This window comes from Bradyrhizobium sp. CCBAU 21365, from assembly GCF_015291305.1.
Taxonomy (GTDB): domain Bacteria; phylum Pseudomonadota; class Alphaproteobacteria; order Rhizobiales; family Xanthobacteraceae; genus Bradyrhizobium; species Bradyrhizobium elkanii.
In genome coordinates, this window is record NZ_CP030036.1 from 1,819,693 (window position 1) to 1,846,091 (window position 26,399).

Consider the following 26,399-nt stretch of genomic DNA (forward strand, 5'->3'; position numbering starts at 1 on the left):
AGCGGGCAGACCCTCTTCACTTTTAGTTGTCCGCGCGAACGATCCTTGGCCGCATTCATTGGGCAGCTTTGGAGCAAATCGCGGCGCGGGAACCTGCGCGCGCGGGCCAGTATCTGGAACAACGGGAGCCCGACATGCGATCGCAGCGGATCGTCCTGAGCCTTGCCATAGCGATCGGCGGAGCTGCCACGGCAACGGCCGCGGTCGCCGAGGAGTATCGGGGAACCTGGGAACAGCAGATGGCGTGCACACCGGACGTGTGGCGGCTCTGCAGCGACCAGGTGCCCGACGTGCAGCGCATCGTGGCTTGCCTGCGGCAGAACACGCCGCAACTTTCCAACAATTGTCGTGCCGTGTTCGAATCGAACGCGCAACAGCAACAGACACAAGGCCGGGCCCAACAGCCGCAAATGCAGGGTCGTGCGCCGCAGCAGCCGCAGATGCAGCAGCGGCCGCGTGCACCGCAGCCGGTGCAGCCGGCGCCATCGCGGCCGCCGTTCGACGATGAGGATTAGTTCTCAGGTCTGACTTCGCAGACGTCGACCCATTCGGCCGCGGTCAGCTCCGCCATCCTGTCGGGCGTGATGCGGACCGCGCTGTGGGTCGAGCCCGCGGCCGGCACCACGACATCGAATGCCTTCAGCGATACGTCGCAATAGACCGGAAGCGGCGTCTTCAGCCCGAACGGACAGACGCCGCCGACCTCGTGACCGGTGATGTCGGCGACCTCGTCGAGGCCGAGCATCTTCGGCTTGCCGCCGAACGCCGCCTTGACCTTCTTGTTGTCCATCCGCGACGTCCCGGCGGCAACGATCAGCACGACGCGGTCGCCGACCCGCAGGCTCAACGTCTTGGCGATCCGCGCCGGCTCGACGCCATAGGCTTCCGCCGCCAGCACGACGGTCGCGGAGCTCGTGGTGGATTCGATCACGGAGATTTCGGGCGCCTTCTCGGCGAAGAAGGCGCGGACGGACTCGAGGCTCATGCTGTTCAGGACCTTGCAGACACCAGGGCAGGAAGTTCGGAGAGACCGTGGATCCGGTGATCGGGCACGACGCCGAGCTCGTCCATCTGGGTACGCAGCGCCTTGAACATCGTCAATGGGGCGACCGTCTCGCTTTCGACGCAGGCCAGCGCCATCGCTTCCGGCGTCACCCGCTCGATCCATGCGACGTTGAGGCCGAACGACTTGGCACCGCAGGCGTCCCACGGATTGGAGGAAATGAACAGCACCTCCGCCGGCGGTACTTTCAGCACTTCCTCGATCAGCGTGTAGGCCTCGGGCGCCGGCTTGAACACCTTGTGGGCATCGACGCTGATGGTCGCATCGAGCACGCGGTCGAGTCCTGAGTTGCGCACCAGCGCGTTCAGCATGTCGGGGCTGCCGTTGGAGAGGATCGCAAGCTTCTTGTCCTTCATCGCCTCGAGCGCGGCGACCGCATCCGGATACAGCGCCAGATGCTGATATTTGTCGATGATGCGGGCGAAGGTCGCCGCGTCATATTGCAGGCCGAGGCAGCGCAGCGTGTAGGCGAGGGAGTCGCGCGTTACGACGGCGAAATCCTGGTAGCGCCGCATCAGCGAGCGCAGCCAGCTATATTCGAGCTGCTTGATGCGCCAGACCTGCGTGATGATGTCGCCGTAGCCGGGGAACGCATCCTCGGTGACGTCGGCCACCGACTGGACGTCGTAGAGCGTGCCGTAGGCGTCGAAGACGATTGCCTTGATGGTCATTGTGATCTCTCTTGCCCGCCGATTGTCGCATACAGGAATTTCCTGAGTGCGTCGATGGATTGATCCCTGGCCACCTCGTTGAATTCGAGGTGATGACCGAGCAGCTTCTGGGGCGCGCGGAATGACGGTACGTCGAAATCATGATAGGCGCCCGGATAGACGATGAGTTCGATCGGATACCCCAGCTCTTTCTGCCGTGAGATGCCGTAGTCATCGCGGCCTTCGGCCAGATTCCGGCACTCCTTGGCCGGGGTCCAGTCGTCGAGCTCGCCGACCATGATCAGCGTCGGCACCGTCATGTCGCCCTTGATGCTGAGGCAGGGCGGATAGAACGCGACGGCCGCACGGAATTTCTCCTTGGCGTTACGCTCGATCGCGCCGCGCTCGACCGAGAACAGGGCAAGCCACGCGCCTTGCGAGAACCCGATCACCGCGACGCGGGCAGGATCAACCGCCGATTGCCGCGCGAGGAAACTCAGCGCACGATAGGCGTCGTGGACGGTCGCAGCCGGCGGCCCGCTCGCGCAGGTGCTGGTGATGCCCCGTGGGCCGAACCGGTCGACCGTGAGGGTGACGTAGCCCCAGGCCGCCAGCCGCTTGCCCCAGCGCTCGTCGAGTTGCTTGAAAAAGCCGCCGCAGCCGTGCAGCAGCACCACGGCGGGCGAAGGGCCCGGTCCGTCCGGCAATCGCAGATAGCCCTGCAGCGGCTGCGCACTTGCAAGCGGGCTCTCGAATTCGACGAAGGCGGGCGGTGGCTCGGCGCCGGCTGCGCAGGCAAGCTCCGCGCTTCCGATCAGAAGGGATGCGGCAAGTCCGGCGAAGTTCGTCATGAACCACCTCCGAAGCTTGCCGCCGACAATACTCCCTTAGATCCCCAAAATCTTCCGCGCGTTGGCCTTCATGACCTTCGGCCGGATCTCCTCGCGGATGTCGAGCTTGGCGAAATCGGCGAGCCAGCGGTCCGGCGTGATCACCGGCCAGTCGGAGCCGAACAGCATCTTGTCCTGCAGGATCGAGTTGATGTAGCGCACCAGGATCGGCGGGAAGTATTTCGGCGACCAGCCGGAGAGGTCGATATAGACGTTCGGCTTGTGGGTCGCGACCGACAGCGCCTCTTCCTGCCACGGGAAGGACGGATGCGCGAGGATGATCTTGAGGTCGGGGAAATCGGCCGCGACGTCGTCCATGTACATCGGGTTGGAATATTTCAGCCGCATCCCCATGCCGCCCGGCATGCCTGAGCCGACGCCGGTCTGGCCGGTGTGGAACAGCGCGATCGCGCCGCCGTCATTGATGGCTTCATAGAGCGGATAGGCCATGCGGTCGTTGGCGTAGAAGCCCTGCATGGTCGGATGGAATTTGAAGCCGCGGACGCCGTATTCCTCGATCAGCTTGCGTGCCTCGCGTACGCCGAGCTTGCCCTTGTGCGGATCGATCGAGACGAACGGGATCAGCACGTCGAGATGGTCGGAGGCGACCTCGAGCATTTCGTAATTGTTGTAGCGGCGGAAGCCGGTCTCGCGCTCGGCGTCGACCGGGAAGATCACCGCGGCGATGTTCTTGGCGCGGTAATAGGCCGCGGTCTCCGGCACGGTCGGCGGATGCTTGTGCGGCGACTTGAAATAGTCGGCCATCTGCGCCTGGAAGTCGTCATAGCCGTCGTCGCCATGCATGCCGCACGGCTCCTCGGCATGGGTGTGGATGTCGATCGCGGTGACCTTTTCGATGTCGGGCAGTTTGAGCTTGGGCATTGCGCTTCCCCGGCGGCGTGTCATTGGTGATGGAAAATAATTATATGATATAACGATTTTCGCAAGTGCCGAGGAGTTGAAGAACTATGGCCGCGCACCGATCAATCCGGCGCGAGGTCCGGTCGGGGCGGGCGCGAGGAGGACGAAAACGCGATTCGGCGGTCGTGACGCCGTCGTCAAAGGGAGACGGCGGGTCGCCTCGATGGCCCGGATAATTGCGGCTGTCGCCGTTTCCGAAGCGATCTCAAGGGCGTGGCACGATGCCCCAAGCGGGTTCCAGGCCAGGCCAGGCCCGAAAATCGGCCCGTCTCGGTTGACATTTAACGGTCCGATGGCTTAGAACGCGGCCGTCCCGGGCGGCAGGCCGCTTGTCGGGATAAATCCCATTTTGCCAAATATTGGCATTGATCAGGTACGGCCTCCAACACGGGCCTTTCGAAGTAACAGGATTGTCCCATGAAGGTCCGTAACTCGCTCAAGTCGCTGCGCGGCCGCCATCGCAACAACCGTCTGGTTCGTCGCAAGGGCCGCGTCTACGTGATCAACAAGGTCCAGCGCCGCTTCAAGGCGCGCCAGGGCTGATCCGCTAACGCTGATCGACAAGGCTGATCCCGCCCGGATCGCCGGCCGATTCCGATCCTTCCTTCACAGGTCTTTGACGCCGCGCTGCTTTGCAGTGCGGCGTTGTGCGTCTAGACTTCGGCCATGGGATTAAAGCTCGGATTCAAGTTCCTGGGGCCCGCCAACCGCCGGCTGGCGATCCTGATCGCCGCGCTTCTGGCCATGCCTGTTGCAGCCGTCGCGCAGGACGATCCGCGGGTGGTCCCGCCGCCCAAGGCCCAGAAAAAACTACCTGAAGCGCCGACCAAGCTGCCGAAGGTGCCGGCCGACCGCAGCCGCGGGCTGGATTTCCTGTTCGGCGCGCTGAAGGCCGCGCCCGACGAGGACAGTGCCCGCCATGTCGAGGCGCGGATCTGGGCGCTGTGGCTGCAAACCCCGAGCGATACCGCGGCGCTGTTGATGGTGCGCGCCAAGGCGGCGATCGACGCCCAGAATGTCGATGTCGCGCTGAAGCTGCTGGACGCGGTGATCAAGCTCCGCCCCGACTATGTCGAGGCCTGGAACCGGCGTGCGACGATCTACTATTTGAAGAACGACTACGTTCGTTCGCTGGGAGACCTGCAGCAGGTGCTGACCCGCGAACCCCGCCATTTCGGCGCGCTGGCGGGCGTCGGCATGATCATGCAGGACATGGGCGACGACAAGCGTGCGCTCGACGCCTTCCGCAAGGCGCTGGCTGTCGATCCCTACCTCGAGAAGGTGCCGCAGATCGTCAAGCAGCTGACCGAAAAGGTCGAAGGCCGCGATATCTGATTGCGTGCGATTGATGGCGATCGTGGGGCTGTGGCCGCGAATGAGCACGTTGCTCGCGAGCCTGATGCCTGCTCGCGATACGGTCCCGGGGCGAGAGGTTAGTGCAAGAACTTGCCGCGGGACGCGGTGTCCTGGGCTACGGCAGCATAGAATTGCTGAAGCTCCGCCTCCAGGTGTTCATTCACCAGCAACAGTGCCTTCAAGGCGCCGCGCAGGTCGCCATTGCAGCTCGCCACGATCTGATCGATGGCCGCATCGCTAGGGTCGGAAATCATGGTACTCCTCCGATTACTTCCCGTTGAACTCGTCATGCGGACGCGGGTTCCTGTGGATACTGTGTACAAGCCAGGAAGCGTTCCAGTAGCGTCCCGGTTTCGATGAAGCCTCGCGTCTGATGGCGAAATTGCCACCGCCAATCTATGAAATTACTAATGACGCAGGTATGAACCCGCTATCCACAGGCTGGGCGCATTGTGGACAACTCCTCCGCGCCGGGGCGCGAGCCGGAAAATCGACAATTGGCTTTTCGAACAAGAGCATGCCCGGACAAGGGGCACATCCGCGCGAAACCTGATTTCGGCTACGTCGTAATTGTCAGGTGCCCAATCAGGTGCCTAAGACCTTTCGGATCCCCTCGATGTTGACTGCGATCATTGCGCTGGCGGCCGCCGGGCTGGCGCTGGCCCTGGCGACACAGCTCGGCGCCCTGCTGATCCAGCGTGCCTTCCCGCCGCAGGGGCGAATGATCGATGTGGCCGGGGCGCGGCTGCATGTGGTCGAACTCGGCCCGCGCGACGCGGTCGGGCCGCCGGTCGTGATGCTGCATGGTGCAAGCTCCAATCTGCGCGCGATGCAGCCGCTCGGCGATCGCATTGCCAAAGCGCGCCGGGTGATCCTGATCGACCGGCCGGGCCACGGCTGGAGCCCGCGCGCGCGCGTCGCGGATTCGACGCCCGCGATCCAGGGCCGGGTGATCGTGGAGGCGTTGACCAGCCTCGGCGTCGAGCGGGCGATCGTGGTGGCGCATTCCTGGGCCGGCGCGCTCGCCTTGCGCATTGCGCTGGATGATCCGGACCGCGTCGCCGGCCTCGTGCTGCTCGCCCCCGTCGCCTATCCGTGGCGCGGCGGCGCCGGACGCTACAATGACGTGATCTCGACACCACTGATCGGGCCGCCGCTTGCGCACACGATCACGCTGCCGCTCGGTCTCCTCGTTGCCAGTTCGGCTGCGCGCGGCGTGTTCGCGCCGCAGCCGATACCGGCTGACTTCGTCCGCGACAGCGAGTCATTGCTGCTGCTGCGTCCACATGAGTTCATCGCCAATGCGCGCGACCTCGTCACGCTGAAGGCCGCCGTCGTCGAACAGGCCCCGCGCTATGCCGAGATCAGGGCGCCGCTGTCGATCATTTCGGGCGACGTCGACAAGACGGTCTCGACCGGCATCCATGCGCGGCCGCTCGCCGCGTCAGTGCCGAGCGCGAAACTGATCGTGCTGCCGGGCGTCGGCCACATGGTGCAGTACGTCGCGCCCGATCTCGTGGCGTCCGAGATCGAGACGATGGCCGGCCTGATGGTGCGGGACGTGGTGACGGCGCAATAGCTGCCGCGCCTTTGCGCCGCGCGAATGTGATCCGGCAAGGCTTGCGCCGCCGTGTGGCGCCGAACATCATGCGGTTCACCGGTTTCGGATTGCAGCAAAGGACACGTCTCATGCGGATCGACAACATTGCCGACCTCATCGCTGAAACCCTTGCCCAGGCCGGCGTCAAGCGCATCTACGGCGTCGTCGGCGACAGCCTCAACGGCCTGACCGAGGCGCTGCGCAAGCGCGGCACGATCGATTGGCTGCATGTGCGTCACGAGGAGGTGGCCGCGTTCGCCGCCGCCGCCGAATCCCAGATCACGGGCGCGCTCGCGGTGTGCGCGGGCTCCTGCGGCCCGGGCAATCTCCACCTCATCAACGGCCTGTTCGACGCGCATCGCAGCCGCACGCCGGTGCTGGCGCTGGCGGCGCAGATCCCGTCGGCCGAGATCGGCGGCGGCTATTTCCAGGAAACCCATCCGCAGGACCTGTTTCGCGAATGCAGCCATTATTGCGAACTGGTGTCGGATCCGGCGCAACTGCCCTACATGCTGGAGAACGCGATCCGCGCCGCGGTCGGCAAGCGCGGCGTTGCCGTGTTGGTGCTGCCCGGCGACGTTGCGATGCGGACGGCGCCGAAGCGCGACATCGCACCGAATGCCGGCCTGCTGCCGCCGGCGCCGGTGGTGCGTCCGGCCGAACCTGAGTTGAATGCGCTGGCGGCGCTGCTCAATGGCGCGCGGCGCGTCACGCTGTTCTGCGGCCGCGGCTGCGCCGGCGCGCATGACGGCTTGATCAAGCTTGCCGAGACGCTGAAGAGCCCGATCGTGCACGCGCTCGGCGGCAAGGAATATGTCGAATACGACAACCCCTACGACGTCGGCATGACCGGCTTCATCGGCTTCTCCTCCGGCTATGCCGCGATGCACGGCTGCGACGTGCTGCTGATGCTGGGCACCGATTTTCCCTACAAGCAGTTCTTCCCGACCGGTATCAACATCGCGCAGGTCGATATCCGCCCCGAAAATCTCGGCCGCCGCTGCAAGCTCGATCTCGGCATCGTCGGCGACGTCGGCGAGACCATCGCCGCGCTGTTGCCGAAGCTCCATGTGAAGACCGACCGCAAACATCTCGATGCCAGCCTCGCGCATTACAAGGACGCCCGCGCCGGGCTCGACGATCTCGCCCGCGGCAAGCCGGGCCAAAAGCCGATCCATCCGCAATATCTGGCGCGGCTGCTCAGCGAGCAGGCCAGCGAGGATGCGGTATTCACCGCCGACGTCGGCACGCCGACGATCTGGGCCGCGCGTTATCTGAAAATGAACGGCCGCCGCCGGCTGGTCGGCTCCTGGGTCCATGGCTCGATGGCCAATGCGATGGCGCATGCGATCGGGGCGCAGGCGGCGCAGCCCGGCCGGCAGGTGGTGTCGATGTCCGGCGACGGCGGCTTTGCCATGCTGATGGGCGATTTGATCACGCTGACCCAGGCCAGGCTGCCGGTGAAGGTCGTGATCTTCAACAACAGCGTGCTCGGCTTCGTCGCGCTGGAGATGAAGGCCGCCGGCTTCATCGAGACCGGGGTCGATCTGAAGAATCCGGATTTCGCGGCGATGGCCCGCGCCATGGGCATTCACGGCGTCAGGGTGGAGGATCCCGGCGAGCTCGAGGGCGCGATCCGCGACGTGCTCGCGCATGACGGCCCGGCGGTGCTCGACGTCGTGACCGCGACGCAGGAGCTGTCGATGCCGCCAACCATCACGCTGGAGCAGGTCAAGGGATTCAGCCTGTGGGTGCTGCGCGCGGTGATGAGCGGCCGCGGCGACGAGGTGGTCGATCTCGCCAAGACCAATCTGTTGCCGCGCTGATCGCGGCGGCCGAGCATGATGCGGAAAAGTGCGTGGCGATTTTCCCTCGCGACAAACGCGGGACGCTTTGCGCGGAGATCATGCTCAAATCAGAGAGCCAGAAGGGGATGGCGTTTCGAAGAAAAGCCATCCCCTTCTGACGTCCGCCCTGGCATTGGTGCCGGGCGGACGGCGACCGATACCGCCGATTACTTCTGCTTGCCGTCCTTGTCGAACGACGAGACGTAGGCCCAGAGGTTGTTGGCCTCGTTCTCGTTCTTGATGCCGGCGAATGCCATCTTGGTGCCGGGGATCTTGGCCTTCGGATCCTTGATGTATTCGAGGAAGGTTTCCCTGTTCCAGGTGATGCCGGAATTCTTGTTGGCATCGGAATAATTGTAGTCCGGCGCGGAGCCGGAATGGCGGCCGTCGAGGCCGTTGAGCTCGGGGCCGACCTTGTTCTTGGCGCCTTCGCCGATTGCGTGGCAGGCGAGGCATTTATTGAACGAGGTCTTGCCGGCGGCGGCATCCTGCGCCAGCGCGGAGGATGCAGAAGCCAGCGATGTGACGACCGCCAGCGCGCTCAAGGTCTTTAGGTTCATGGGGTTCTCTTCGTTTCGTCCCGGGAGGTAGTGATCGTTTGTGGCATGTCCGGCTTGGACAGGACAAGCCACGAAACCTTGACAGGTTTCGAGGCCGCCCGCTTGTCCGAGAGAGAACTCGCCATTGCGGGGTGGGGCAATCCGACCTTCGGCCGGTCCACTGAAACAGGTGCAGACGTGATTGATTTGTCGTAACAAATCGGCGAAGGGCAAAAGCCCAGCCGAGGGAACAACGATGTCCATCATGATGCCGGCGGCCGACCAGGCCATCCTCGCTCGCCGCGCCGAAATCGTGGCCGCCTTGCGCGCAATCGTCCCGGGCGAGGGCGTGATCGACAGTGCCGCCGAGATGCTGGCCTATGAATCCGACGGCCTGACCGCCTATCGGCAGCCGCCGATGGTCGTGGTGCTGCCCGATACCACCGAGCAGGTGTCGAAGGTCCTCAAATATTGCCAGGGCCAGGGCATCAAGGTGGTGCCGCGCGGCTCCGGCACCTCGCTGTCCGGCGGCGCGCTGCCGCTTGCCGACGGCGTGCTGCTCGGACTAGGCAAGTTCAAGCGGATTCGCGAGATCGACTTCGACAACCGCGTCGTTGTCACCGAGCCCGGCGTCACCAATCTCGCGATCAGCCAGGCGGTCGCCCATGCCGGCTTCTACTACGCGCCCGATCCGTCGTCGCAGATCGCCTGCTCGATCGGCGGCAATGTCGCGGAAAATTCCGGCGGCGTGCACTGCCTGAAATACGGCATGACCACCAACAACGTGCTCGGCTGCGAGATCGTGCTGATGAGTGGCGAGATCCTGCGCATCGGCGGCAAGTCGGCCGAGAATGCCGGCTATGACTTGATGGGAATCATCACCGGCTCGGAGGGGCTGCTCGGCGTCATCACCGAGATCACCGTGCGCATCCTGCAGAAGCCGGAGACGGCACGTGCGCTGATGGTCGGCTTCGCCGAAGTCGAGGCGGCCGGCGAATGCGTCGCCCGGATCATCGGCGCCGGCATCATCCCCGGCGGCATGGAGATGATGGACAAGCCCGCGATCCACGCCGCGGAGGCGTTCGTCCATGCCGGTTATCCGCTGGACGTCGAGGCGCTTTTGATCATCGAGCTCGACGGCCCTCAGGTCGAGGTCGACGAGCTGATCAAGCGGGTCGAGGCGATCGCGCAAGGCTGCGGCTCGACCTCCTGCCAGATCTCGACCTCGGAGGCCGAGCGCAATCTGTTCTGGGCCGGCCGGAAGGCGGCGTTCCCCGCGGTCGGGCGCATCTCGCCGGACTATCTCTGCATGGACGGCACCATCCCGCGCGGCGCCTTGCCGAAGGCCCTGGCGCGGATCCGCGAGCTCTCCGAGAAATACGGCCTCGGCGTCGCCAACGTGTTCCACGCCGGCGACGGCAATCTGCACCCCTTGATCCTCTACGATGCCAACAAGCCGGGCGAGATCGAGAAGGCGGAGGCGTTCGGCGCCGACATCCTGCGCTGCTGCGTCGAGCTCGGCGGCGTGCTCACCGGCGAGCATGGGGTCGGCATCGAGAAGCGCGACCTGATGCCGGACATGTTCACCGAGATCGACCTCAACCAGCAGCAGCGGCTGAAATGCGCCTTCGATGCCGAGGGCCTGCTCAACCCCGGCAAGGTGTTTCCGACCCTGCACCGCTGCGCGGAGCTCGGTCGCGTCCATGTCCACGCCGGCAAGCTGGCCTTCCCGGATATCCCGCGGTTCTAGTACCGTCTGAGCAGCCCCGACGCCGCGCCGCTATCGCCATAGGCGGCGCACGCCGCTTCCGGGTCTCTGATCAACGCCGCCCGGACGCGCTTGAAGGTCTTGCCGGCCGCTTCGGACACCTCGGGGCGGAATTTGCGCGGATCGTAGTCGTCGCCGTCGTGAGCCTTGATGGCCGCGTCGAACGCATTGATCATGGCCATCGCGGCGTCGGGGCTGCCGAGAAGTCTGGCGCCCGTTTGAACGCCGCCGGCACCATTGGCCTCATAGCCGGTGCATCGTTGTTCGAGCACCGCGGCTGCGGTTGCGAGCTGGTCGAGGAACGTCGCCTCGGCGTCGCTGAGCATGGCGGCGCGCGCCTGTCCTGGCGCGATCATCGCGAGCAGCGCGATGGCTATCGGTTTGATGTGCATCGTGGTGGTTTCTCCTGGCGGAGCCGCGATCAAATCCACGGTTGCCGAATGACGATGACAAGTCTGCTTCCAGGGCATCAGGAGCCACGTCAGCTGTTGGCCCCGAGGCCAACATGCGTGAGCGTGCGCCCAGGGCCACCAACGCGCGAGGGCCGGTCGATACAATTCGACGGATCGCCCTAGCCAGCTGATAACCTTAACCGATCCTTGCGCGGTGGCCGCCGTCGCGCGTCGCTGCAATTACAGCGCGGACCCATTTACACGGCCTTAGACTGTTGCTCGGTATTTTCCGCAGATGCATGTCTTCGGGAGCACATCGATGCCCAGCCTGGCCGATCAGCTGGCGCTTTCGCGCAATCGGCCCGCGGGCTTCGATTACATGCGGATCGCGCTGGCGGCGTCGATCATTGGCCTGCACAGCACGAACGTGACGCTCGGGCTCGGCCGCGCGCTGGAAATCCAGAGCACGCTGCGCATCGGCGTCGCGATGATCCTTGCGCTGTTCTTTGCCCTGAGCGGCTTCCTGGTGACCGCAAGCCTGCTCCGGTGCAAGAGCCTGATTTCCTTCCTCGGCCTGCGCGTGCTGCGGATCGGGCCGGCGCTCGCGGTCGAAACCACGCTGTCGGCAATCATCATCGGCTCGGTCTTCACCGAGCTGCCGTTGGCGCAATATGTCGCCGATCCGAAATTCCACGCCTATTTCCTCAATATCGTCGGCGACATCCATTACGAGCTGCCGGGCGTATTCCTGCACAATCCGCTGCCGGACCTGGTGAACGCCCAGCTCTGGACCGTGCCGTACGAGCTGTGGTGCTACGTCATCCTGGCGTTGCTCGCCGTGCTCACGATTTGCTTCAACCGGGTGGCGTTCCTGGGGGTCATGGTGATCGCCCAGATCGGGCTCATCGGCTACGACATCTACCGCTGGGACGAGGTGCCGATCCAGCTTCGCCCGCACCTTCTGGTGTTCTGCTTCCTTGCCGGCGTCGGCTTCTACCTCTGGCGCGACAAGGTGCCGTTCAACCGCACCGTGTGCCTGCTGGCGCTGGTGCTGTGCGCCGCCGGCATGGCGACCGGGCGCGGCGACGCGCTGGCTCCCGTGCCCGCCGCCTATGTCGCGTGCTATCTCGGCCTGATGAACCCGCCGCGGAGCTGGATCGTCTCGTCAGGCGATTACTCCTACGGGCTCTATCTCTACGGCTTCGTCATCCAGCAATGCGTCGCCGCCTTCGGCCCGCCGGTCCAGCATTGGTATCTGAACCTCCTGATCAGCCTGCCGCTCGCCTTCGGCGTCGCTGTCGCGTCCTGGCATCTTGTCGAGAAACGCGCGCTCCGGCTCCGAGCCCAGGTCGAGAGCCTCGAGGCCGCGGTGTTGTCGCGGATCTCGATCGTCGGCTTCTGGCGCAAATCGCCCGAACCGGCCGAACGAGAGGCTGTCGTCCAGCCGGGGCCGATCAATCCAGTTCGACCGATTGTCCTTTCCGGCCGGTAACCCCTAACCATTGCTTGCAGCGAATCCGGTGGCGCGTCGCCTAGATTGCGTCCGTTCGCACATGCACGTCTTGCGTTTATATCTTGTTAGTTTGTTGCTGGATAGTTTCCGATGACGTAGTTGTCTCGAAATCGCAATGCAACCTATGTTCAGCCTGGCCGATCAGTTGGCTCTTTCTCGCTATCGGCCCACAGGCTTCGACTATCTGCGGATCGCGCTGGCCGCCACCATCATCTGCCTGCACAGTGCGAACGTCGTCTTTGGGCTCGACCGGGCGATGGAGATCTTGGGCCATATCCGCATCGGGTGCGCGATGGTCCTTGCGCTCTTCTTCGCCTTGAGCGGGTTTCTGGTGACGGCGAGTTTGCTGAGGTGCAAGAGCCTGATTTCATTTCTCGGCCTGCGCGTGCTTCGCATTGTGCCCGCGCTTACGGTCGAGACGACACTCTCGGCCATCATCATCGGCCCGATCTTCACTGCGCTTCCCCTCGCGCAGTATTTCGCGGACCCGAAATTCTATGCCTATTTTCACAACATCGTCGGCGACATCCACTATGAGCTTCCGGGCGTGTTTCTGCACAATCCGGTACCTTTTGCGGTGAATGCGCAGCTTTGGACGGTCCCATATGAGCTGTGGTGCTACGTGATCCTGGCGCTGCTCGCCGTGACCACGATCTGCTTCAGCAGGGTGCTGTACCTAGCGTTTCTGGTGTTCGCCCAGATCGGTTTCGCCTGCCACGATATCTACCATTCGGACCTACAATATCTTCACCTTCGTCCGCCGTTGCTGGTGTTCTGCTTCCTTGCAGGTGTCGGCTTCTTTCTCTGGCGCGACAAGGTGCCGTTCAACCGCACCGCGTTCCTGCTCGCGCTGACGCTTTGCGCGGCCGGGATGGCCACTGGATACACCGATGCGTTTATTGTTGGACCCGCCACGTATGTCGCGTGCTATCTGGGGCTGATGAACCCGCGACGAAGCTGGATCGTGTCATCCGGCGACTACTCGTACGGGATGTATCTCTACGGAGTCGTCGTCCAGCAGTGCGTTGCGACGTTGGGCCCCCCGGTTCAGCATTGGTATCTGAACATCCTGATCAGCCTGCCGATCGCCTTCGGCGTCGCATTCGTGTCCTGGCATCTCGTCGAGAAGCATGCGCTTCGGTTCAGGACGCAGGTCGAACAGATCGAGGCGGCGGTGCTCTCCCGGATTTCGATCGCAGCCTTCCGGCGCAAATCGCCCGAGCGGATCGAGTTGGGACCGGCGCTCGGCAGCCGTGCGTCGGTTTGATATTGCACTGGGGGGAGGGCCTGCATCGCAAGCCCTCCCGTGGCGCCGTCACCTACAGCAGCGCGTATTGCGTCCGTTCGCGCTTGGCCAGTAGCGGCAGCGCCTGCTCCGCGATGTAGGTCTTGAAGTAGGCGCTCTCCGCATGCGCCTTGAACGCCGCTTCGTCCTGGAACAATTCGTAGAACAGGAATTGCGCCGGATTGTCCTTGCCGCGGCCGATCAGGAACAGCTTGGTGCCGGGGTCCTTCTGCGCCTCGGGCAGGAAGCCGTCGAGGATTTCCGCGACCTTGTCGGCCTGTCCCTCCTTGGCTTCCCATTGCGCCACAACCAGAAGGCCAGCGGTGTTGATTGCATCGCTGATGGTTCTCGTGCTCATCGCATAGTGCTTCATTGGCAGTCCTCCGTTGCTGTGCTCCGATCGAGCTTGCGATCCGGCCCAGGGCGATACGCCGGCGATCGCCATGATCGCTGCGAACCAGCCGACGGCCGATCGCCGGGTGAGCATCATCGTCGTGGTCGAGACTTCCGAACGTTTCATGATCGCCTCCAGATGATTCGCGCCAACCGTCCTGCCGGCCGAACCGCAACGCGAGAGATAGTCGATCGTTCGGCGAACCCGGTTCGGTGATGGTCGAATTGTCGATGTCGTGAACATTTCGATCATGATCGAAGCGTTGCGGCGGCATGACGTGCGACAAACAGATGACTTCGATCGATGCGGAGCCGGCCATGCAGACCATCGCACCAGAGCTTGCCGAACTCGCCGGGCTGATCGCCGATCCCGGCCGCGCCAGCATCCTGTCGCGGCTGATGGACGGGCGCCCGCAGACTGCGAGCGAGCTGGCGCTGGTCGCGGGCGTGACGCCCCAGACCGCGAGCTGGCACCTTTCGCGGCTGGTCGAGCGCGCGCTGCTCAAGGTCGAGCGGCGTGGTCCGCGCCGCTTCTACCGGCTGGCCACGCCGCTGGTTGCGCAGATGCTCGAGGGCATGATGACGGTTGCCGCGATCGATCCGCATCCGTCCCGGCCACCGCCGCGCATCGATCCCGAGATGCGCCGGGCCCGGACCTGCTACGACCACCTTGCCGGCGAGCTCGGCGTCGCCGTCACCGATGCGATGCGGGACCGCGGCCACCTCAATCTGGACCAGGAGGCCGGCGAGCTGACTGCTTCCGGCCGAGCATTTCTCGGCGATTTCGGCATCGACCTGCATGCGCCGGCGCGGGGGCGGCGGATCTTGTGCCGGCCCTGTCTCGACTGGAGCGAGCGGCGTCCGCATCTGGCCGGGCGGGCAGGGGCTGCGGTTGCCGACCTTGCGTTGCAACGGGACTGGATCCGGCGCCGGCCGCAGGGCCGCTCCGTCGAAATCACCGACGCCGGACTCCTCGCATTCAGAAATTTGTTCGGCGCGCGCATTTGATTTCGGAGCCGAATTTGGTTACCGGCTAGTCCGTGGATACGCTCAAGGTCAGAGACGCAAAAGACGTCGAGGAAGTGGTGCGCGCGGCGGTTGCCAGCGAGCAGCCGCTTGAGGTCATTGGACATGGCTCGAAGCGCGCCATCGGCCATCCGATGCCGACCAATGCGCTGCTCGACGTCTCGGCGCTGAATGCGGTCACCTCCTATGAGCCGAACGAACTGATCATCACCGTGCAGGTCGGCGCGCCGCTCGCCGACGTGCAATCCCTGATCGATGCCAAGAACCAGCAATTCGCCTTCGAGCCGATGGACATTTCGGTGCTGCTCGGCACCGCGGGCGCCGGCACGATCGGCGGCATGATCGGCGCCGGACTGGCCGGTCCCCGCCGCATCAAGGCCGGTGGTATCAGGGATCATCTGCTCGGGGCGCACGCGGTGTCGGGGTTCGGCGACAGCTTCAAGACCGGCGGGCGGGTGGTGAAGAACGTCACCGGCTACGACCTCTGCAAGCTGCTGACCGGCTCCTGGGGCACGCTCGCGGTCATGACCGAGGTGACGCTTAAGGTGATGCCGAAGCCGGAAGCCGAGCGGACGCTGGTGCTGCGCGGGCTCGACGACATCACCGCCAACAAGGCGATGACGGCGGCGCTGGGCTCGCCTTTCGACGTCTCCGGCGCGGCGCATCTGCCGGGTTCGGCGTTGCGGTCCGCGGGCGGTGCGCTCGCTGGCCTCGCCTCCGGCCAGCCGGTCACGCTGGTGCGGCTCGAGGGGATTTCGGCGTCGGCGGCACATCGGGCGGCCTCGCTGAGCCAGACGCTCTCGTCTTTTGGAGTGGTCGACAGCCTCGCCGACGATGCGTCGGCCGCAATCTGGAGCGCGCTGCGCGACGTGGTGCCGTTTGCGGCGAACGGCGCGCTCGGGGCCTGGCCGGTGTGGCGCATCGTTTGCCCGCCGGCCTCTGGCGGCGCGCTGGGCCAGGCGTTGTCGCGCGCCACCGGCGGCGACGTGGTCTACGACTGGGGCGGCGGGCTGATCTGGGCCGCGGTGCCGCCGGGCGCCGACGCCCAGGCCATGCTGGTCCGCGGCCAGGTCGAGGCGATCGGCGGACACGCCACTCTGATCCGCGCCACCGAGGATGTGCGCCGGGCGGTCGATGTGTTCCAGCCGCAGGCGGCCGGGCTTGCCGCGCTCGGTGAACGGGTCCGGGCGAGCTTCGATCCGAGGTCCGTCCTCAACCGCGGCCGGATGATGCGAGGCGGGGCTGCATGAAGACCGAGTTTTCCCTGGCGCAGCTCGCCGATCCCGACATCAAGGAAGCCGACAAGATCCTGCGCGCCTGCGTGCATTGCGGCTTCTGCACCGCGACCTGTCCGACCTATGTGCTGCTCGGCGACGAGCTCGATAGCCCGCGCGGGCGCATCTACCTGATCAAGGAGATGCTGGAGAAGGACAAGCCGCCGACGGCCGACGTGGTCAAGCATATCGACCGCTGCCTGTCGTGCCTCGCCTGCATGACCACCTGTCCGTCGGGCGTGAACTACATGCACCTCGTCGACCAGGCCCGGGTCCGGATCGAGCGGGATTACCAGAGACCGCTGACCGAGCGGCTGCTGCGGTCGGTGCTCGCCCTCGTGCTGCCGCGGCCGGGCCTGTTCCGGATCAGCATGATCCTGGCCGGGCTCGTCCGTCCGTTCGCCGCATTGCTGCCGACGCCATCGGTCGGTGCGTCGAGCCCGGGTCTGCTGCGGCGGATCAAGGCGATGCTGGCGCTCGCGCCACGCGGCCTGCCGCAGCCGGGTCCGGCTGCCGGAACCGTGTTTGCGCCGATCGGCCGGCGGCGCGGCCGGGTCGCGCTGCTGCAGGGCTGCGCCCAGCAGGTGCTGGCGCCACGCATCAATCAGGCCGCGATCAATGTCCTGACCCGGCACGGCGTCGAGGTGGTGCTGGTCAAGGACGAGCAATGCTGCGGCGCGTTGACCCATCACATGGGACAGGACGGCGACGCGCTGGCGCGCGCGCGGGCCAACATCACAGTGTGGCAAAGGGAAGCGGACCAGAACGGGCTCGACGCCATCCTGGTGACGACTTCGGGCTGTGGGACAGTTGTCAAGGACTACGGCTACCTGCTGCGCGAGGACAAAACATTCGCGGAGCCGGCCAAGCGAATCTCGGCGCTGGCAAAGGATATCACCGAGTATCTCTCGGCTCTCGAGCTCGCGCCTTCAACGCAGAAAGGCGACATCACCGTCGCCTATCACTCCGCTTGTTCGTTGCAGCATGGACAGAAAATCACTCAACTTCCGAAAGAATTGCTTTCCAAGAATGGATTCGTGGTGAAAGATGTGCCCGAGAGCCATTTGTGTTGCGGTTCGGCGGGGACCTACAACATTCTCCAGCCCGACATTGCGAGCAGATTGCGCGATCGCAAGGTCGCCAATATTGCGCTTGTCAAACCGGACATGATCGCTGCGGGCAATATTGGCTGCATGGTTCAGATTGCCGGCGGTACGTCAGTTCCTGTGGTGCACACGATTGAGCTTCTCGATTGGGCGACAGGAGGTCCCCGGCCAGGATTGAATTGATCGACTGCCACTCGAGCATGATCCGGACCTCAGCCTTGCCCTGACGCAACGTGAAGGACCGGCGCTTCCTTGCCACAGACGCGAAGCGATCGCGCGGCCATCATGCCCGACAAGCGAAGTGGAGAGTGCCTCTCCTCGAGGTGCAGCCAACGTCCGGCAAGCGATCACTTCAATACGCCCGGTGGACTCAGATAGCGGCAACAGGAGGACCACGATGGCGAAGTCGAAGAAGGCGAAGAAAAGCAAGAAGGCCAAAAAGGCCAAGAAGGCCAAGAAGGTGGTAGCGGCGAAGAAGAGGTCCGCGAAGAAGTCGGCCAAGAAGGCTGCGAAGAAATCCGCCAGGAAGACTGCAAAGAAATCGGCGAAGAAGTCGGCCAAGAAAGCTGCAAAGAAAGCTGCAAAGAAAGCTGCAAAGAAAACGGCAAAGAAAGCTGCCAAGAAGGCTGCGCCGAAGAAGGCCGCTGCTCCGAAGAAGGCTGCCGCGCCGAAGCCGGCCGCCCCGGTCGCGGCATCCCCGGCGCCCGAGCCCGAGCCGCAGCCGGCTCCGAGCTGGGCCACACCGAGCCACGAACCGGCGCCGGGCTGGATTGCCGGGTCGGCCGACGGCGGCGAGCACCACTAAGCCGCCGCCGCATTGCCGAGGTTCAACTGACCGAAGCCGCAGCGCGCCACGCTGCGGCTTCTTCCGTAGGTACGGTGACGATCCGTGTTTTTGCGGGCACGGCGATTCGCCCCGATGCTCTCGCGCCGGGCCGATTGTTGCCGTTTCCCCGTCCGGATGACCCGTTCAACCGCTGCGGGAGCAGCAGTTTTGTGGTGCAAATGCAACACCCGCAAGTCAACATGCGGCAAGATGGCTAGAACGCCTAAAAAGGCGGCACATGCATGTCTTTTTGGCTTCACGGTACCGTGCACGAGCCTCAGATTGGCCACACGCGATTTAGTTGCAGTCCGTTATCGCGCGCCCTGGGGGCCACCGGAGCCGGGCTGTCTGGACAGGTAGATGGGGATCGTCATGAAGAAACTGGCTTTGTTAGCAACGGCGCTAGCAATGATTTCGAGCTCGGCAATGGCAGCTGACATGGCGGTGAAGGCCGTCAAGGCGCCGCCGCCGGCTCCGTTCGACCCGTGGGACATCGCCTTTGGTGCTGGCATCATGAGCGATTACATCTTCCGCGGCGTCACCCAGTCCAACCACAATCCGTCGGTCACCGCCTATTTCGAGCCGCGCTACAACGTCAGCAAGGACCTGCAGCTCTACGTCGGTACGTCGACCGAAAGCATCTCCTTCGCCAACCGCGCCGCGGCTGAAGTGGACGTCTACGGCGGTATCCGCCCGACCTTCGGCGCGTTTGCCTTCGACATCGGTGTCTGGGGTTACCTGTATCCGGGTGGAACCTGCTATTACGGCGGCGGTGCCGTGGCCGACTTCGCGGGCAATCCGCTGAGCGCAGAATGCCAGGCGAACACTCTGACCAATTTCAACGTGATGAAGAAGGACGTCTCGTTCTTCGAAGTCTACGGCAAGGCGACCTGGACCATCAACGACAACTGGGCGTTCACCATCAACGAGTACTACTCGCCGAATTTCCTCAACACCGGCGCCTGGGGCAACTACTCCTCGATCATCGGCAAGTACACCGCGCCCAGCACCGTGTTCGGTTCCAGCGGCGTCGGCATGTACGTGTCGGGTGAGTTCGGTCGGCAGTGGCTCGGCACCTCGGACAGCTTCTACGGCGTTCCGGCCTTCCCGAACGGAATCAAGTATGCCGACTACAACACCTGGAACATCGGCATCGGCTTCACCTACAAGGTGTTCACGCTCGATCTGCGCTACTCCGACACCGACATGTCGAAGGGTGATTGCAGCGCCTTCACCAGCGACTTTACCGCGGGCGGCAATACCAACGTGACCCCGATCAATCCGGGCGGCACGGGCTCCAACTGGTGCGGCGCGGCCGGTATCGCCAAGCTCTCGGTCGACCTGACCGCGATGTCCAACCTGAAGTAATCTCTCCTTCCGGGGATCGAGGGGCGGCAGAGCAATCTGCCGCCCCTTTTGTTTTGCGCGGCCTGCGGTGGCCGCGTCGCCGTCGAGCCGCTAAGGCATGAATGAACTTAGCTCGAGCCGCCGGAGTTCACCTCTCCCCGACGGGGGAGAGGTGAACCGAGCGCACGGCCGGACCGCTTCAATCCAAATTCGCGCGCCTACGACGCGGCGACCTTGACCGCGTCGCGCAGGGTGAAGCGGTCACCGTCGCGGACCAGCGTGACATTGCGCTGATGGAAGGCGTCGAGCGTCGAGCGGTGGCCGATCGAAACCACCGTGGTGCCGGGCAGCCTTTCGGCGATCAGCCTGTAGAGCGCGGCTTCCGCCGGCTCATCGAGCGAGGCCGTCGCCTCGTCCAGGAACAGGAATTGCGGCGCATGCAGCAGCGCCCGCGCGATGCCGAGCCGCTGCTGCTCGCCGAGCGACAGCATCCGGTTCCAGTGCGCGTGTTCCTCGAGCCGCGCCGCAAGCTGCGGCAGTCCGACGGCGGTGAGGACGTCGCGGACCCGTCCGGCATCGAATTGCGCGGCCTCGCCGGGATAGACGACGGCGTCATGCAGCGAGCCGATCGGCAGATAGGGGCGTTGTGGCAGCATCATCAGGCTGGAATTGGCCGGGATCTCGACCGCGCCATCGCCGAACGGCCAGATGCCGGCGATTGCGCGGAACAGCGTCGACTTGCCGGCGCCGGAGGGGCCGGTCATCAGCGTGCCCTCGCCCTTGCGGAAGCCGAACCGGTCCGCGTTCAGCAGCGGCGTTCCGTCGGGCAGCCGCAGCACCAGATCCTGCAGGCTGACGGCGCCGTCGCCCGTCGTCGCGGTGACCTGAATTCGGTCGTCGCGCTTGGTGAGGTTTGACGCCGCCGCGATCCCTGCCTCGAATCCGTCGAGCCGGTTCACCACGGCCTGCCATTCGGCCAGTTGACGATAGATGGTGACGAAGTACGAGAACGCGCCCTGGACGTTCGAAAACGCCGATGCGGTCTGCATCATGCCGCCGAGCTGGATCTTTTGCGCAAAGTAGGCCGGCGCCACCAGCACATAGGGGAAGATCACCGAGGCCTGATTATAGCTCGCCGTGAACGCGGTGATCTTCTTGGTCCGGTTCATCAGGGCGATCCAGTTCTCCACCACGCGTCCGAAGCGAACGCGCAGGCGTTCGCGCTCGGCCTGTTCGCCCTGCAGCAGCGCGATCTGCTCGGAGTTCTCCCGCACGCGCACCAGGTTGAAGCGGAAATCGGCTTCATATTGCTGCTGCTTGAAATCGATGCCGACCAGCGGCCAGCCGATCAGATGGGTCAGCACGGTGCCGAGCGCGGAGTAGATCAGCGCGCACCAGACAAGGTAGCCGGGAATTGAATATTCCGTACCGAACAGATGCAGCGGCGCCTCATTGGAAAGGCCCCACAGCAGTGTGAGAAAGGACGCCAGCGTGACGACCGAGCTCAACAGGCCGAGGCCGAGCGTGAGCGTGCGATCGACGAACAGTTTGACGTCGTCGGTCATGCGCTGGTCGGGGTTGTCGGCAGCGTCGCCCTGGAGCTGCATCCGGTAGTGATTGGCCTGGCGGAGCCAGTCCCCCAGATAGTGCGTCGTCATCCATTGCCGCCAGCGGATCTGCAGCCATTGATTGAGGTAGAGCTGGTAGACCGCCAGCAGGATGAAGAAGGCGACCAGGACGGAGAAATAGATGATCTCGCTGACGAAGGAGTCCCAATTGCGTTCCTGCAGCGCGTTGTAGAAGCGGTTGTTCCACTGCGTGAGCAGGACGTTGATGCCGACGATCGCCAGTTCGATCGCGATGACCGCCGCAAGCAGCCCGCGGCCCGCCCATTTGTCCTCGGAGTTGAAATAAGGCGAGGCGATCCGCCACACCGTCGCGAGCGTCGAGCGAATGTTGTTCACAGATTATCGTCTCCGGGGAAGCGGCCGCAACGGCCTGAAGAATCGGGACAATCGCAGTGCACCTCGACTAAAGTCGTAGGTCTGGCATGCAAGCGTTGGCTTGTCCCGGCGATCGAGTCAACCCTAGCATGACGACAACGGCGAGGGGCGGGGGACCTTCGATTTTTCGCGAGGATGTGAGCGATCCTTACCGATCGTTCATTCGCGAGCCGGGGCTGCAGCTTTTCCGACGGACTCCCGCAATCGCACCAGTCGCGCCTGCCCCGCATGCAGGCCGGCGCGCTGCATAAAAATGTGGGAAGGATCCCGAGATGAACACCTGGAATCAAATCTACAACCCGCTGGGCAATGCGGCGCTGTCGACGGTCGCGGCCGCCATTCCCGTGGTCACGCTGCTGGTCCTGATCGCCAGCGGCAAGGTGAAGGCGCACATTGCCGCCATCATCGCCGTGATCGTGACCAACCTGATCACGATCTTCGTCTTCACCATGCCGGCCAACATGTCGATCCGCGCCACCCTGCTCGGCGTGATCACCGGGTTCTTCCCGATCGGCTGGATCGTGCTCAACGTCATCTTCCTCTACCAGGTCACGGTGAGGTGCGGGAAGTTCGAGCTGCTCAAGCGCGCGGTCGGCGGCGTCACCGAGGACCGGCGGTTGCAGCTGCTGTTGATCGCGTTCTCGTTCGGCGCCTTCTTCGAGGGCGCGTCCGGGTTCGGCACGCCGGTCGCGATCACCGGCGCGGTGCTGATCGGGCTCGGCTTCTCGCCGCTCGCCGCGTCCGGCCTGTCGCTGATCGCCAACACGGCACCCGTTGCCTACGGCGCGCTCGGCACGCCGATCCAGGGCCTCGCCTCGGTTACCGGGCTCGACCCCTACATCCTCGGCGCGATGGTCGGCCGGCAGCTGCCGCTGTTCTCGCTGATCGTGCCGTTCTGGGTGGTGTGGGCGTTTGCCGGCTGGCGCGGCATGAAGGAGGTGTGGCCGGCGATCCTGGTCACCGGCGTGTCGTTTGCGGTCCCGCAATTCGTGATCTCGAACTACATCAACCCCTGGATCGTCGACATCGGCGCCTCGCTGATCTCGATGGGCGCGCTGATCCTGTTCCTGAAGGTCTGGCAGCCGCGGCAGCTCTGGCTGTCGCCGGCGCTGCGCGGCCGCGATGAATCGGCGGCGACGATGGCCGCCGCACCGCCGCTCGACAAGACGCCGCTGACCCAGGGCGAAATGTGGAGTGCGCTGCTGCCGTGGATCATCGTCTGCATCCTGATGCTGATCTGGGGCAACGGTGCCTTCAAGGCCTGGGCGAACGCCAACTTCGTCTGGAACTATCCAGTCCCCGAACTCGACAAGCTGATCTTCAAGGTGCCGCCGGTTGCCGCCAAGCCGACGCCGGAAGGCGCCGTGTTCGGCTTCACCTATCTGTCGTTCACCGGCACCGGCATGCTGATCGCCGCGATCATCTCGGGTCTGTTGATGGGCTTCTCGCCGCTCAAGCTGATCGCCGAGTATGGCCGCACCATCCGCCTCTGCGCGATCTCGCTGATCACGATCTCGGCGATGCTGGCGATCGGCACGCTGACCCGGCTGTCCGGCGTCGACGCCACGCTCGGCCTCGCCTTCGCGGCGACCGGCGTGCTCTATCCCTTCTTCGGCACCTTGCTCGGCTGGCTGGGCGTGGCGCTGACCGGATCGGATACCGCATCGAACGTGCTGTTCGGCAATCTGCAGAAGATCACCTCCGAGCAGCTCGGCCTGTCGCCGATCCTGATGGCGGCGGCGAACTCCTCGGGCGGCGTGATGGGCAAGATGATCGACGCGCAATCGATCGTGGTCGCCTCGACCGCGACCAACTGGTACGGCCACGAGGGCTCGATCCTGCGCTATGTGTTCCTGCACTCGATCGTGCTGGCGTGTCTGGTCGGTCTGTTCGTGACCCTGCAGGCCTATGTCTATCCGTTCACGATGCTGGTGCTGAAATAGCGCCACGACGCGTCTGGCGAACCAGGAATCCCCGCGAGCGGACAGCTCGCGGGGATTTGCTTTTCAAGCACATTTTCCGGCGTTGCCAATCTGGCCAATCGCGTTCTGCTCCCATAGAAGGGGCCCGCAGTTACGCGTCGCATTTCGAGGATTGGCATGATTTCGATGAGGCGAGGTTTGAACGGCGGCATCGCTGCGTTGGCGCTGGTTGCCGCGGCTCTCGACGCGGGTCCGGCGCGGGCCCAGGAGGAGTTCCCGTTCGGCTTCGTGATGACGCTCGATGCCGCGCGCATGCCGGGCTCCAAGCGGATTCCCTCGATCGAGGTCGGCGACAATGGCGAGGTGATCCTCGAGCTGTGGTGCGACGGCGGCAAGGGCCAGTTTTCGGTGGCCGGCAACACCATCGTCTTCGTTCCCGGCGCGATGGAGAATCGCACCTGCACGCCGGAGCGGGCGCAGGCGGACAAGGATCTGCTGGCCGCGCTCGGCGACATGACGAGCTGGCGGCGGCACGGTGACGAGGTGACCTTCACCGGCAGCAAGTCGCTGCGTTTCGTGATCAACAGCAACTGACCAAAGCGTTTTCGAGCGAAGTGGACGCCGGTTCGCGTCAAGGAAGCGCGTCAAGACAAGACGCTCAGGGCGTTGCGATCAGTCCGCTTGCGGTGGCGACGATCCAGCGGTTGCCCCAGCGCACGATGGAATCGACCCGTCCAAGGCCGGGGACGACGTCGCCGCGCGCGGCCATCTTGACGCCCTCGGGCCCCTCGAGCACGGCGGTGCCGTCGCGGACTTCGACCACCGACCATCCGGGGATGGTGCTCGGCCGCGTCTCCTGCGCCGCCGCCTGCGGCTGCTTCGGTCCCAATGCGGCGGCCTGTGCATTCAAGGTCGTCGGCGCGGCGCCCAAGGCGAGCGGACGCGGGCTTGCCGGCGCGGTCCTCGGAATGCTGCCGGTGACGACGGGGTCGGCGTTGGACGCGGCCCGGCGCGGGCCCTCGTTCTTTCGGCTCGGCGCCACCTCCGCAATGTGCGGGGCCGGCGTTTCCTTCTGGGCCACCGGCACCGGGGCGGGAGCTGCGAGGTCGTGCCAGTTGGCTCCGCCGGTCCATCCCAGCACGAAGCTTGCGGCCAGTGCCGTCGCCGCCAGCAGCGCGGTGCCGATGCGGTCGGCAAACGGCTCCCGCAGCAGCAGGGCGGCGTCGTGGTTCTCGCCGGTGACATCCCAGAGGTCCGCCGTCTGTGCCGGCGAATGCCCTTCCGGCACATCTGTCGGCCAGATGCTCGCAGCGCTGATCGGCTCGCGGTCTTGCATGGCGTGACCTGTGTTCGATGGCGCGAAGCATGATCCTCGAAACTAAATCGAGCCTTAATTTTCGGTGACCGAACTGCGGCAGCACGAAGTCTTTTGGTCGCAGCCCCCGTAGATGCACGGGTTTCTTCCGCCTGCAGCGGTCGTTTCCGGACGTCGTCTCCGCAAAGCGGGTCGTCGCGGCGTGCGGGCGAGGCTATAGCGGTCGCATGCTCGATTTCGCCGCACAATATGCTGCCTTTCAGCGCCGCGACCCGGCGTGGGACGGCATCGTGTTCGTGGCGGTCAAGACCACCGGCGTGTATTGCCGCCCGGTCTGCCGGGCGCGCACGCCGCTCGCCCGCAACGTGCGGTTCTATGGCAGTGCCGCGTCGGCCGAGCGCGCCGGCTTCCGGCCCTGCCTGCGCTGCCGTCCCGAAGCGGCGCCGTTCTGCCCGGCATGGAAGGGCACCAGGACCACCGTCGAGCGCGCCCTGGCGCTGATCGAGGCGGGCGCGCTCGACCGCGGCAATGTCGAGGCGCTGGCGGGGCGACTCGGCGTCGGCGCGCGGCATCTGTCGCGTCTGTTCGCCGAGCATCTCGATGCCTCGCCGCTCCAGGTCGCGCTGTCGCTGCGCGTGCAGCGCGCCAAGCGCCTGATCGACGGCAGCGAGCTGCTGCTTGCGTTGGTGGCGCAGCGCGCCGGCTTCTCCAGCGCGCGGCGCATGAATGCCGCATTCGCAAAACTCTACGGCCGCTCTGCCGCGTCGTTGCGGCGCAAGCGGCCAGCCGTCACGATGCAACGAACCCCGATGGAGATCGGCAATGGCCAAGAGCTACGGCACCGTCAGTGCGGAACAGAAACTTAAAATGAGCGGCCTCGCATTCGTGCAGGGCCTCGCCAGCGGCGCATTGCCGCTCAACACCATCGCGCGGACACTCGGCTATGACGTCACCGAGGCCGAGCGCGGCCGCGTCGTCGTCACGCTGGTGCCGACCGACGCGCATCTCAATCCGGCGGGCACCGTGCATGGCGGCCTCACCGCGACGCTGCTCGACAGCTGCATGGGGCTTGCGGTGCAGTCGACGCTGGATGCCGGCACCAGCCAGACCACGCTCGAGTTCAAGATCTCGCTGGTGCGTCCGATCACGCCCGACACCGGGCCGATCAGGGCCGAGGGCCAGGTGCTCAATTGCGGCCGCCGCATCGGCACCGCCGAAGGCAGGGTCACCGACGAGCACGGCCGGCTGCTCGCCCACGGCACGACGACGTGCCTGATCTTCCCTTCTTGACGCAAATTGCGGCGGCGATACCGCGCCGGCACTGCATCGGGAGATCCGATGCCGGCGCAGTCACATTGGAATG

The 26,399-nt window shown here is 64.9% G+C and carries 27 protein-coding genes; 17 read left to right on the forward strand and 10 right to left on the reverse strand.

Going from position 1 to position 26,399, the window contains the following annotated elements:
- Window positions 1-134 precede the first annotated feature (134 nt).
- On the forward strand, window positions 135-515 hold the full coding sequence (locus XI02_RS08565; protein WP_172648577.1) for a hypothetical protein: 381 nt from the start codon (window positions 135-137) through the stop codon (window positions 513-515).
- On the opposite strand, the gene XI02_RS08570 is transcribed toward XI02_RS08565, so the two are convergent.
- Genes XI02_RS08570 through XI02_RS08585 form a run of 4 tightly spaced genes read right to left on the reverse strand, consistent with a single transcriptional unit; the run spans window position 512 to window position 3,485 of the window.
- On the reverse strand, window positions 512-985 hold the full coding sequence (locus tag XI02_RS08570; RefSeq protein WP_016846151.1) for a YbaK/EbsC family protein: 474 nt from the start codon (window positions 983-985) through the stop codon (window positions 512-514). The genes XI02_RS08565 and XI02_RS08570 overlap by 4 nt on opposite strands.
- Window positions 986-990: 5 nt before the next feature.
- On the reverse strand, window positions 991-1,734 hold the full coding sequence (locus XI02_RS08575; protein ID WP_172648576.1) for a haloacid dehalogenase type II: 744 nt from the start codon (window positions 1,732-1,734) through the stop codon (window positions 991-993).
- Window positions 1,731-2,564, reverse strand: coding sequence for a dienelactone hydrolase family protein (locus tag XI02_RS08580; RefSeq protein ID WP_172648575.1), 834 nt, complete (start codon window positions 2,562-2,564; stop codon window positions 1,731-1,733). Before XI02_RS08580 ends, XI02_RS08575 begins: the two co-directional genes overlap by 4 nt.
- Window positions 2,565-2,600: 36 nt before the next feature.
- A complete protein-coding gene (locus tag XI02_RS08585) occupies window positions 2,601-3,485 on the reverse strand; it encodes a 4-hydroxyphenyl-beta-ketoacyl-CoA hydrolase (protein WP_018269758.1) in 885 nt (294 codons plus the stop codon).
- Between the two features lie 456 nt (window positions 3,486-3,941).
- Here XI02_RS08585 and ykgO point away from each other — a divergent pair, with 456 nt between their 5' ends.
- A complete protein-coding gene (gene ykgO / locus XI02_RS08590) occupies window positions 3,942-4,067 on the forward strand; it encodes a type B 50S ribosomal protein L36 (RefSeq protein WP_002718645.1) in 126 nt (41 codons plus the stop codon).
- A 123-nt stretch (window positions 4,068-4,190) separates the two neighbouring features.
- A complete protein-coding gene (locus tag XI02_RS08595) occupies window positions 4,191-4,859 on the forward strand; it encodes a tetratricopeptide repeat protein (RefSeq protein WP_016846147.1) in 669 nt (222 codons plus the stop codon).
- A gap of 98 nt (window positions 4,860-4,957) precedes the next feature.
- Here the strand turns inward: XI02_RS08595 and XI02_RS08600 are convergent, their stop codons facing one another.
- Window positions 4,958-5,134, reverse strand: a complete 177-nt coding sequence (locus XI02_RS08600; protein WP_018269760.1) for a hypothetical protein — start codon at window positions 5,132-5,134, stop codon at window positions 4,958-4,960.
- Window positions 5,135-5,496: 362 nt separating this feature from the next.
- Between XI02_RS08600 and XI02_RS08605 the strand changes: the two genes are divergently transcribed.
- Together XI02_RS08605 and poxB are read left to right on the forward strand one after the other, a co-directional pair.
- Window positions 5,497-6,459, forward strand: a complete 963-nt coding sequence (locus XI02_RS08605; RefSeq protein WP_194483389.1) for an alpha/beta fold hydrolase — start codon at window positions 5,497-5,499, stop codon at window positions 6,457-6,459.
- Window positions 6,460-6,569: 110 nt separating this feature from the next.
- A complete protein-coding gene (poxB, locus tag XI02_RS08610; RefSeq protein ID WP_172648573.1) occupies window positions 6,570-8,306 on the forward strand; it encodes a ubiquinone-dependent pyruvate dehydrogenase in 1,737 nt (578 codons plus the stop codon).
- Window positions 8,307-8,494: 188 nt separating this feature from the next.
- On the opposite strand, the gene cycA is transcribed toward poxB, so the two are convergent.
- Window positions 8,495-8,887: a cytochrome c-550 CycA gene (gene cycA / locus XI02_RS08615; protein ID WP_172648572.1), complete on the reverse strand. Its 393-nt coding sequence runs from the start codon at window positions 8,885-8,887 to the stop codon at window positions 8,495-8,497.
- A gap of 235 nt (window positions 8,888-9,122) precedes the next feature.
- Between cycA and XI02_RS08620 the strand changes: the two genes are divergently transcribed.
- Window positions 9,123-10,616 (forward strand): FAD-linked oxidase C-terminal domain-containing protein, encoded by a 1,494-nt coding sequence (locus tag XI02_RS08620; protein ID WP_069278258.1) that lies wholly within the window; start codon window positions 9,123-9,125, stop codon window positions 10,614-10,616.
- Here XI02_RS08620 and XI02_RS08625 read toward each other — a convergent pair.
- Window positions 10,613-11,026 (reverse strand): hypothetical protein, encoded by a 414-nt coding sequence (locus XI02_RS08625; protein WP_172648571.1) that lies wholly within the window; start codon window positions 11,024-11,026, stop codon window positions 10,613-10,615. The genes XI02_RS08620 and XI02_RS08625 overlap by 4 nt on opposite strands.
- Before the next feature lie 319 nt (window positions 11,027-11,345).
- Here XI02_RS08625 and XI02_RS08630 point away from each other — a divergent pair, with 319 nt between their 5' ends.
- Window positions 11,346-12,518: an acyltransferase gene (locus tag XI02_RS08630; protein ID WP_244980768.1), complete on the forward strand. Its 1,173-nt coding sequence runs from the start codon at window positions 11,346-11,348 to the stop codon at window positions 12,516-12,518.
- Between the two features lie 145 nt (window positions 12,519-12,663).
- A complete protein-coding gene (locus tag XI02_RS08635) occupies window positions 12,664-13,806 on the forward strand; it encodes an acyltransferase (RefSeq protein WP_172648569.1) in 1,143 nt (380 codons plus the stop codon).
- A gap of 52 nt (window positions 13,807-13,858) precedes the next feature.
- On the opposite strand, the gene XI02_RS08640 is transcribed toward XI02_RS08635, so the two are convergent.
- Window positions 13,859-14,344, reverse strand: a complete 486-nt coding sequence (locus XI02_RS08640) for a putative quinol monooxygenase (protein ID WP_240537198.1) — start codon at window positions 14,342-14,344, stop codon at window positions 13,859-13,861.
- 164 nt (window positions 14,345-14,508) lie between these two features.
- Between XI02_RS08640 and XI02_RS08645 the strand changes: the two genes are divergently transcribed.
- The 5 genes from XI02_RS08645 (at window position 14,509) to XI02_RS08665 (ending at window position 19,817) form a co-directional block, all read left to right on the forward strand.
- Entirely contained in the window at window positions 14,509-15,225 is a 717-nt protein-coding gene (locus XI02_RS08645) for an ArsR/SmtB family transcription factor (RefSeq protein WP_370143845.1), read from the forward strand.
- A 32-nt stretch (window positions 15,226-15,257) separates the two neighbouring features.
- Window positions 15,258-16,493, forward strand: coding sequence for an FAD-binding protein (locus tag XI02_RS08650; RefSeq protein ID WP_018269767.1), 1,236 nt, complete (start codon window positions 15,258-15,260; stop codon window positions 16,491-16,493).
- Window positions 16,490-17,806 carry a glycolate oxidase subunit GlcF gene (glcF, locus tag XI02_RS08655; RefSeq protein ID WP_172648567.1) on the forward strand — a complete coding sequence of 439 codons (1,317 nt, stop codon included), beginning with the start codon at window positions 16,490-16,492 and terminating at the stop codon, window positions 17,804-17,806. Before XI02_RS08650 ends, glcF begins: the two co-directional genes overlap by 4 nt.
- Window positions 17,807-18,020: 214 nt before the next feature.
- Entirely contained in the window at window positions 18,021-18,428 is a 408-nt protein-coding gene (locus tag XI02_RS08660; RefSeq protein WP_172648566.1) for a histone, read from the forward strand.
- Between the two features lie 393 nt (window positions 18,429-18,821).
- Complete coding sequence (locus tag XI02_RS08665; RefSeq protein WP_026192245.1) at window positions 18,822-19,817, forward strand: TorF family putative porin; 996 nt, start codon at window positions 18,822-18,824, stop codon at window positions 19,815-19,817.
- Window positions 19,818-20,014: 197 nt separating this feature from the next.
- On the opposite strand, the gene XI02_RS08670 is transcribed toward XI02_RS08665, so the two are convergent.
- Window positions 20,015-21,760: an ABC transporter ATP-binding protein/permease gene (locus XI02_RS08670; protein WP_172648565.1), complete on the reverse strand. Its 1,746-nt coding sequence runs from the start codon at window positions 21,758-21,760 to the stop codon at window positions 20,015-20,017.
- Window positions 21,761-22,071: 311 nt separating this feature from the next.
- On the opposite strand from XI02_RS08670, the gene XI02_RS08675 reads away from it, so the two are divergent.
- A complete protein-coding gene (locus tag XI02_RS08675) occupies window positions 22,072-23,742 on the forward strand; it encodes an L-lactate permease (RefSeq protein WP_172648564.1) in 1,671 nt (556 codons plus the stop codon).
- A gap of 156 nt (window positions 23,743-23,898) precedes the next feature.
- Window positions 23,899-24,315, forward strand: coding sequence for an META domain-containing protein (locus XI02_RS08680; RefSeq protein WP_172648563.1), 417 nt, complete (start codon window positions 23,899-23,901; stop codon window positions 24,313-24,315).
- A gap of 64 nt (window positions 24,316-24,379) precedes the next feature.
- Here XI02_RS08680 and XI02_RS08685 read toward each other — a convergent pair whose 3' ends face one another.
- Window positions 24,380-25,057, reverse strand: coding sequence for a hypothetical protein (locus XI02_RS08685; RefSeq protein ID WP_172648562.1), 678 nt, complete (start codon window positions 25,055-25,057; stop codon window positions 24,380-24,382).
- 206 nt (window positions 25,058-25,263) lie between these two features.
- Between XI02_RS08685 and XI02_RS08690 the strand changes: the two genes are divergently transcribed.
- Entirely contained in the window at window positions 25,264-25,902 is a 639-nt protein-coding gene (locus XI02_RS08690; RefSeq protein ID WP_245163874.1) for a bifunctional transcriptional activator/DNA repair enzyme AdaA, read from the forward strand.
- Window positions 25,859-26,326, forward strand: a complete 468-nt coding sequence (locus tag XI02_RS08695; protein WP_172648561.1) for a PaaI family thioesterase — start codon at window positions 25,859-25,861, stop codon at window positions 26,324-26,326. Before XI02_RS08690 ends, XI02_RS08695 begins: the two co-directional genes overlap by 44 nt.
- Window positions 26,327-26,399 lie beyond the last annotated feature (73 nt).

Excerpts from the sequence above, each read along its gene's own strand:
- XI02_RS08680 (WP_172648563.1), top strand. The coding sequence starts at position 23,899 with ATGATTTCGATGAGGCGAGGTTTGAACGGCGGCATCGCTGCGTTGGCG.
- XI02_RS08565 (WP_172648577.1), top strand. The coding sequence starts at position 135 with ATGCGATCGCAGCGGATCGTCCTGAGCCTTGCCATAGCGATCGGCGGA.
- XI02_RS08685 (WP_172648562.1), bottom strand. The coding sequence starts at position 25,057 with ATGCAAGACCGCGAGCCGATCAGCGCTGCGAGCATCTGGCCGACAGAT.
- XI02_RS08600 (WP_018269760.1), bottom strand. The coding sequence starts at position 5,134 with ATGATTTCCGACCCTAGCGATGCGGCCATCGATCAGATCGTGGCGAGC.
- XI02_RS08625 (WP_172648571.1), bottom strand. The coding sequence starts at position 11,026 with ATGCACATCAAACCGATAGCCATCGCGCTGCTCGCGATGATCGCGCCA.
- XI02_RS08665 (WP_026192245.1), top strand. The coding sequence starts at position 18,822 with ATGAAGAAACTGGCTTTGTTAGCAACGGCGCTAGCAATGATTTCGAGC.
- XI02_RS08630 (WP_244980768.1), top strand. The coding sequence starts at position 11,346 with ATGCCCAGCCTGGCCGATCAGCTGGCGCTTTCGCGCAATCGGCCCGCG.
- XI02_RS08635 (WP_172648569.1), top strand. The coding sequence starts at position 12,664 with ATGTTCAGCCTGGCCGATCAGTTGGCTCTTTCTCGCTATCGGCCCACA.
- XI02_RS08595 (WP_016846147.1), top strand. The coding sequence starts at position 4,191 with ATGGGATTAAAGCTCGGATTCAAGTTCCTGGGGCCCGCCAACCGCCGG.
- XI02_RS08575 (WP_172648576.1), bottom strand. The coding sequence starts at position 1,734 with ATGACCATCAAGGCAATCGTCTTCGACGCCTACGGCACGCTCTACGAC.
- XI02_RS08570 (WP_016846151.1), bottom strand. The coding sequence starts at position 985 with ATGAGCCTCGAGTCCGTCCGCGCCTTCTTCGCCGAGAAGGCGCCCGAA.
- XI02_RS08675 (WP_172648564.1), top strand. The coding sequence starts at position 22,072 with ATGAACACCTGGAATCAAATCTACAACCCGCTGGGCAATGCGGCGCTG.
- cycA (WP_172648572.1), bottom strand. The coding sequence starts at position 8,887 with ATGAACCTAAAGACCTTGAGCGCGCTGGCGGTCGTCACATCGCTGGCT.
- XI02_RS08580 (WP_172648575.1), bottom strand. The coding sequence starts at position 2,564 with ATGACGAACTTCGCCGGACTTGCCGCATCCCTTCTGATCGGAAGCGCG.
- XI02_RS08660 (WP_172648566.1), top strand. The coding sequence starts at position 18,021 with ATGGCGAAGTCGAAGAAGGCGAAGAAAAGCAAGAAGGCCAAAAAGGCC.
- XI02_RS08695 (WP_172648561.1), top strand. The coding sequence starts at position 25,859 with ATGGCCAAGAGCTACGGCACCGTCAGTGCGGAACAGAAACTTAAAATG.
- poxB (WP_172648573.1), top strand. The coding sequence starts at position 6,570 with ATGCGGATCGACAACATTGCCGACCTCATCGCTGAAACCCTTGCCCAG.
- XI02_RS08640 (WP_240537198.1), bottom strand. The coding sequence starts at position 14,344 with ATGAAACGTTCGGAAGTCTCGACCACGACGATGATGCTCACCCGGCGA.
- XI02_RS08645 (WP_370143845.1), top strand. The coding sequence starts at position 14,509 with ATGACTTCGATCGATGCGGAGCCGGCCATGCAGACCATCGCACCAGAG.
- XI02_RS08690 (WP_245163874.1), top strand. The coding sequence starts at position 25,264 with ATGCTCGATTTCGCCGCACAATATGCTGCCTTTCAGCGCCGCGACCCG.
- glcF (WP_172648567.1), top strand. The coding sequence starts at position 16,490 with ATGAAGACCGAGTTTTCCCTGGCGCAGCTCGCCGATCCCGACATCAAG.
- XI02_RS08605 (WP_194483389.1), top strand. The coding sequence starts at position 5,497 with ATGTTGACTGCGATCATTGCGCTGGCGGCCGCCGGGCTGGCGCTGGCC.
- XI02_RS08620 (WP_069278258.1), top strand. The coding sequence starts at position 9,123 with ATGTCCATCATGATGCCGGCGGCCGACCAGGCCATCCTCGCTCGCCGC.
- ykgO (WP_002718645.1), top strand. The coding sequence starts at position 3,942 with ATGAAGGTCCGTAACTCGCTCAAGTCGCTGCGCGGCCGCCATCGCAAC.
- XI02_RS08585 (WP_018269758.1), bottom strand. The coding sequence starts at position 3,485 with ATGCCCAAGCTCAAACTGCCCGACATCGAAAAGGTCACCGCGATCGAC.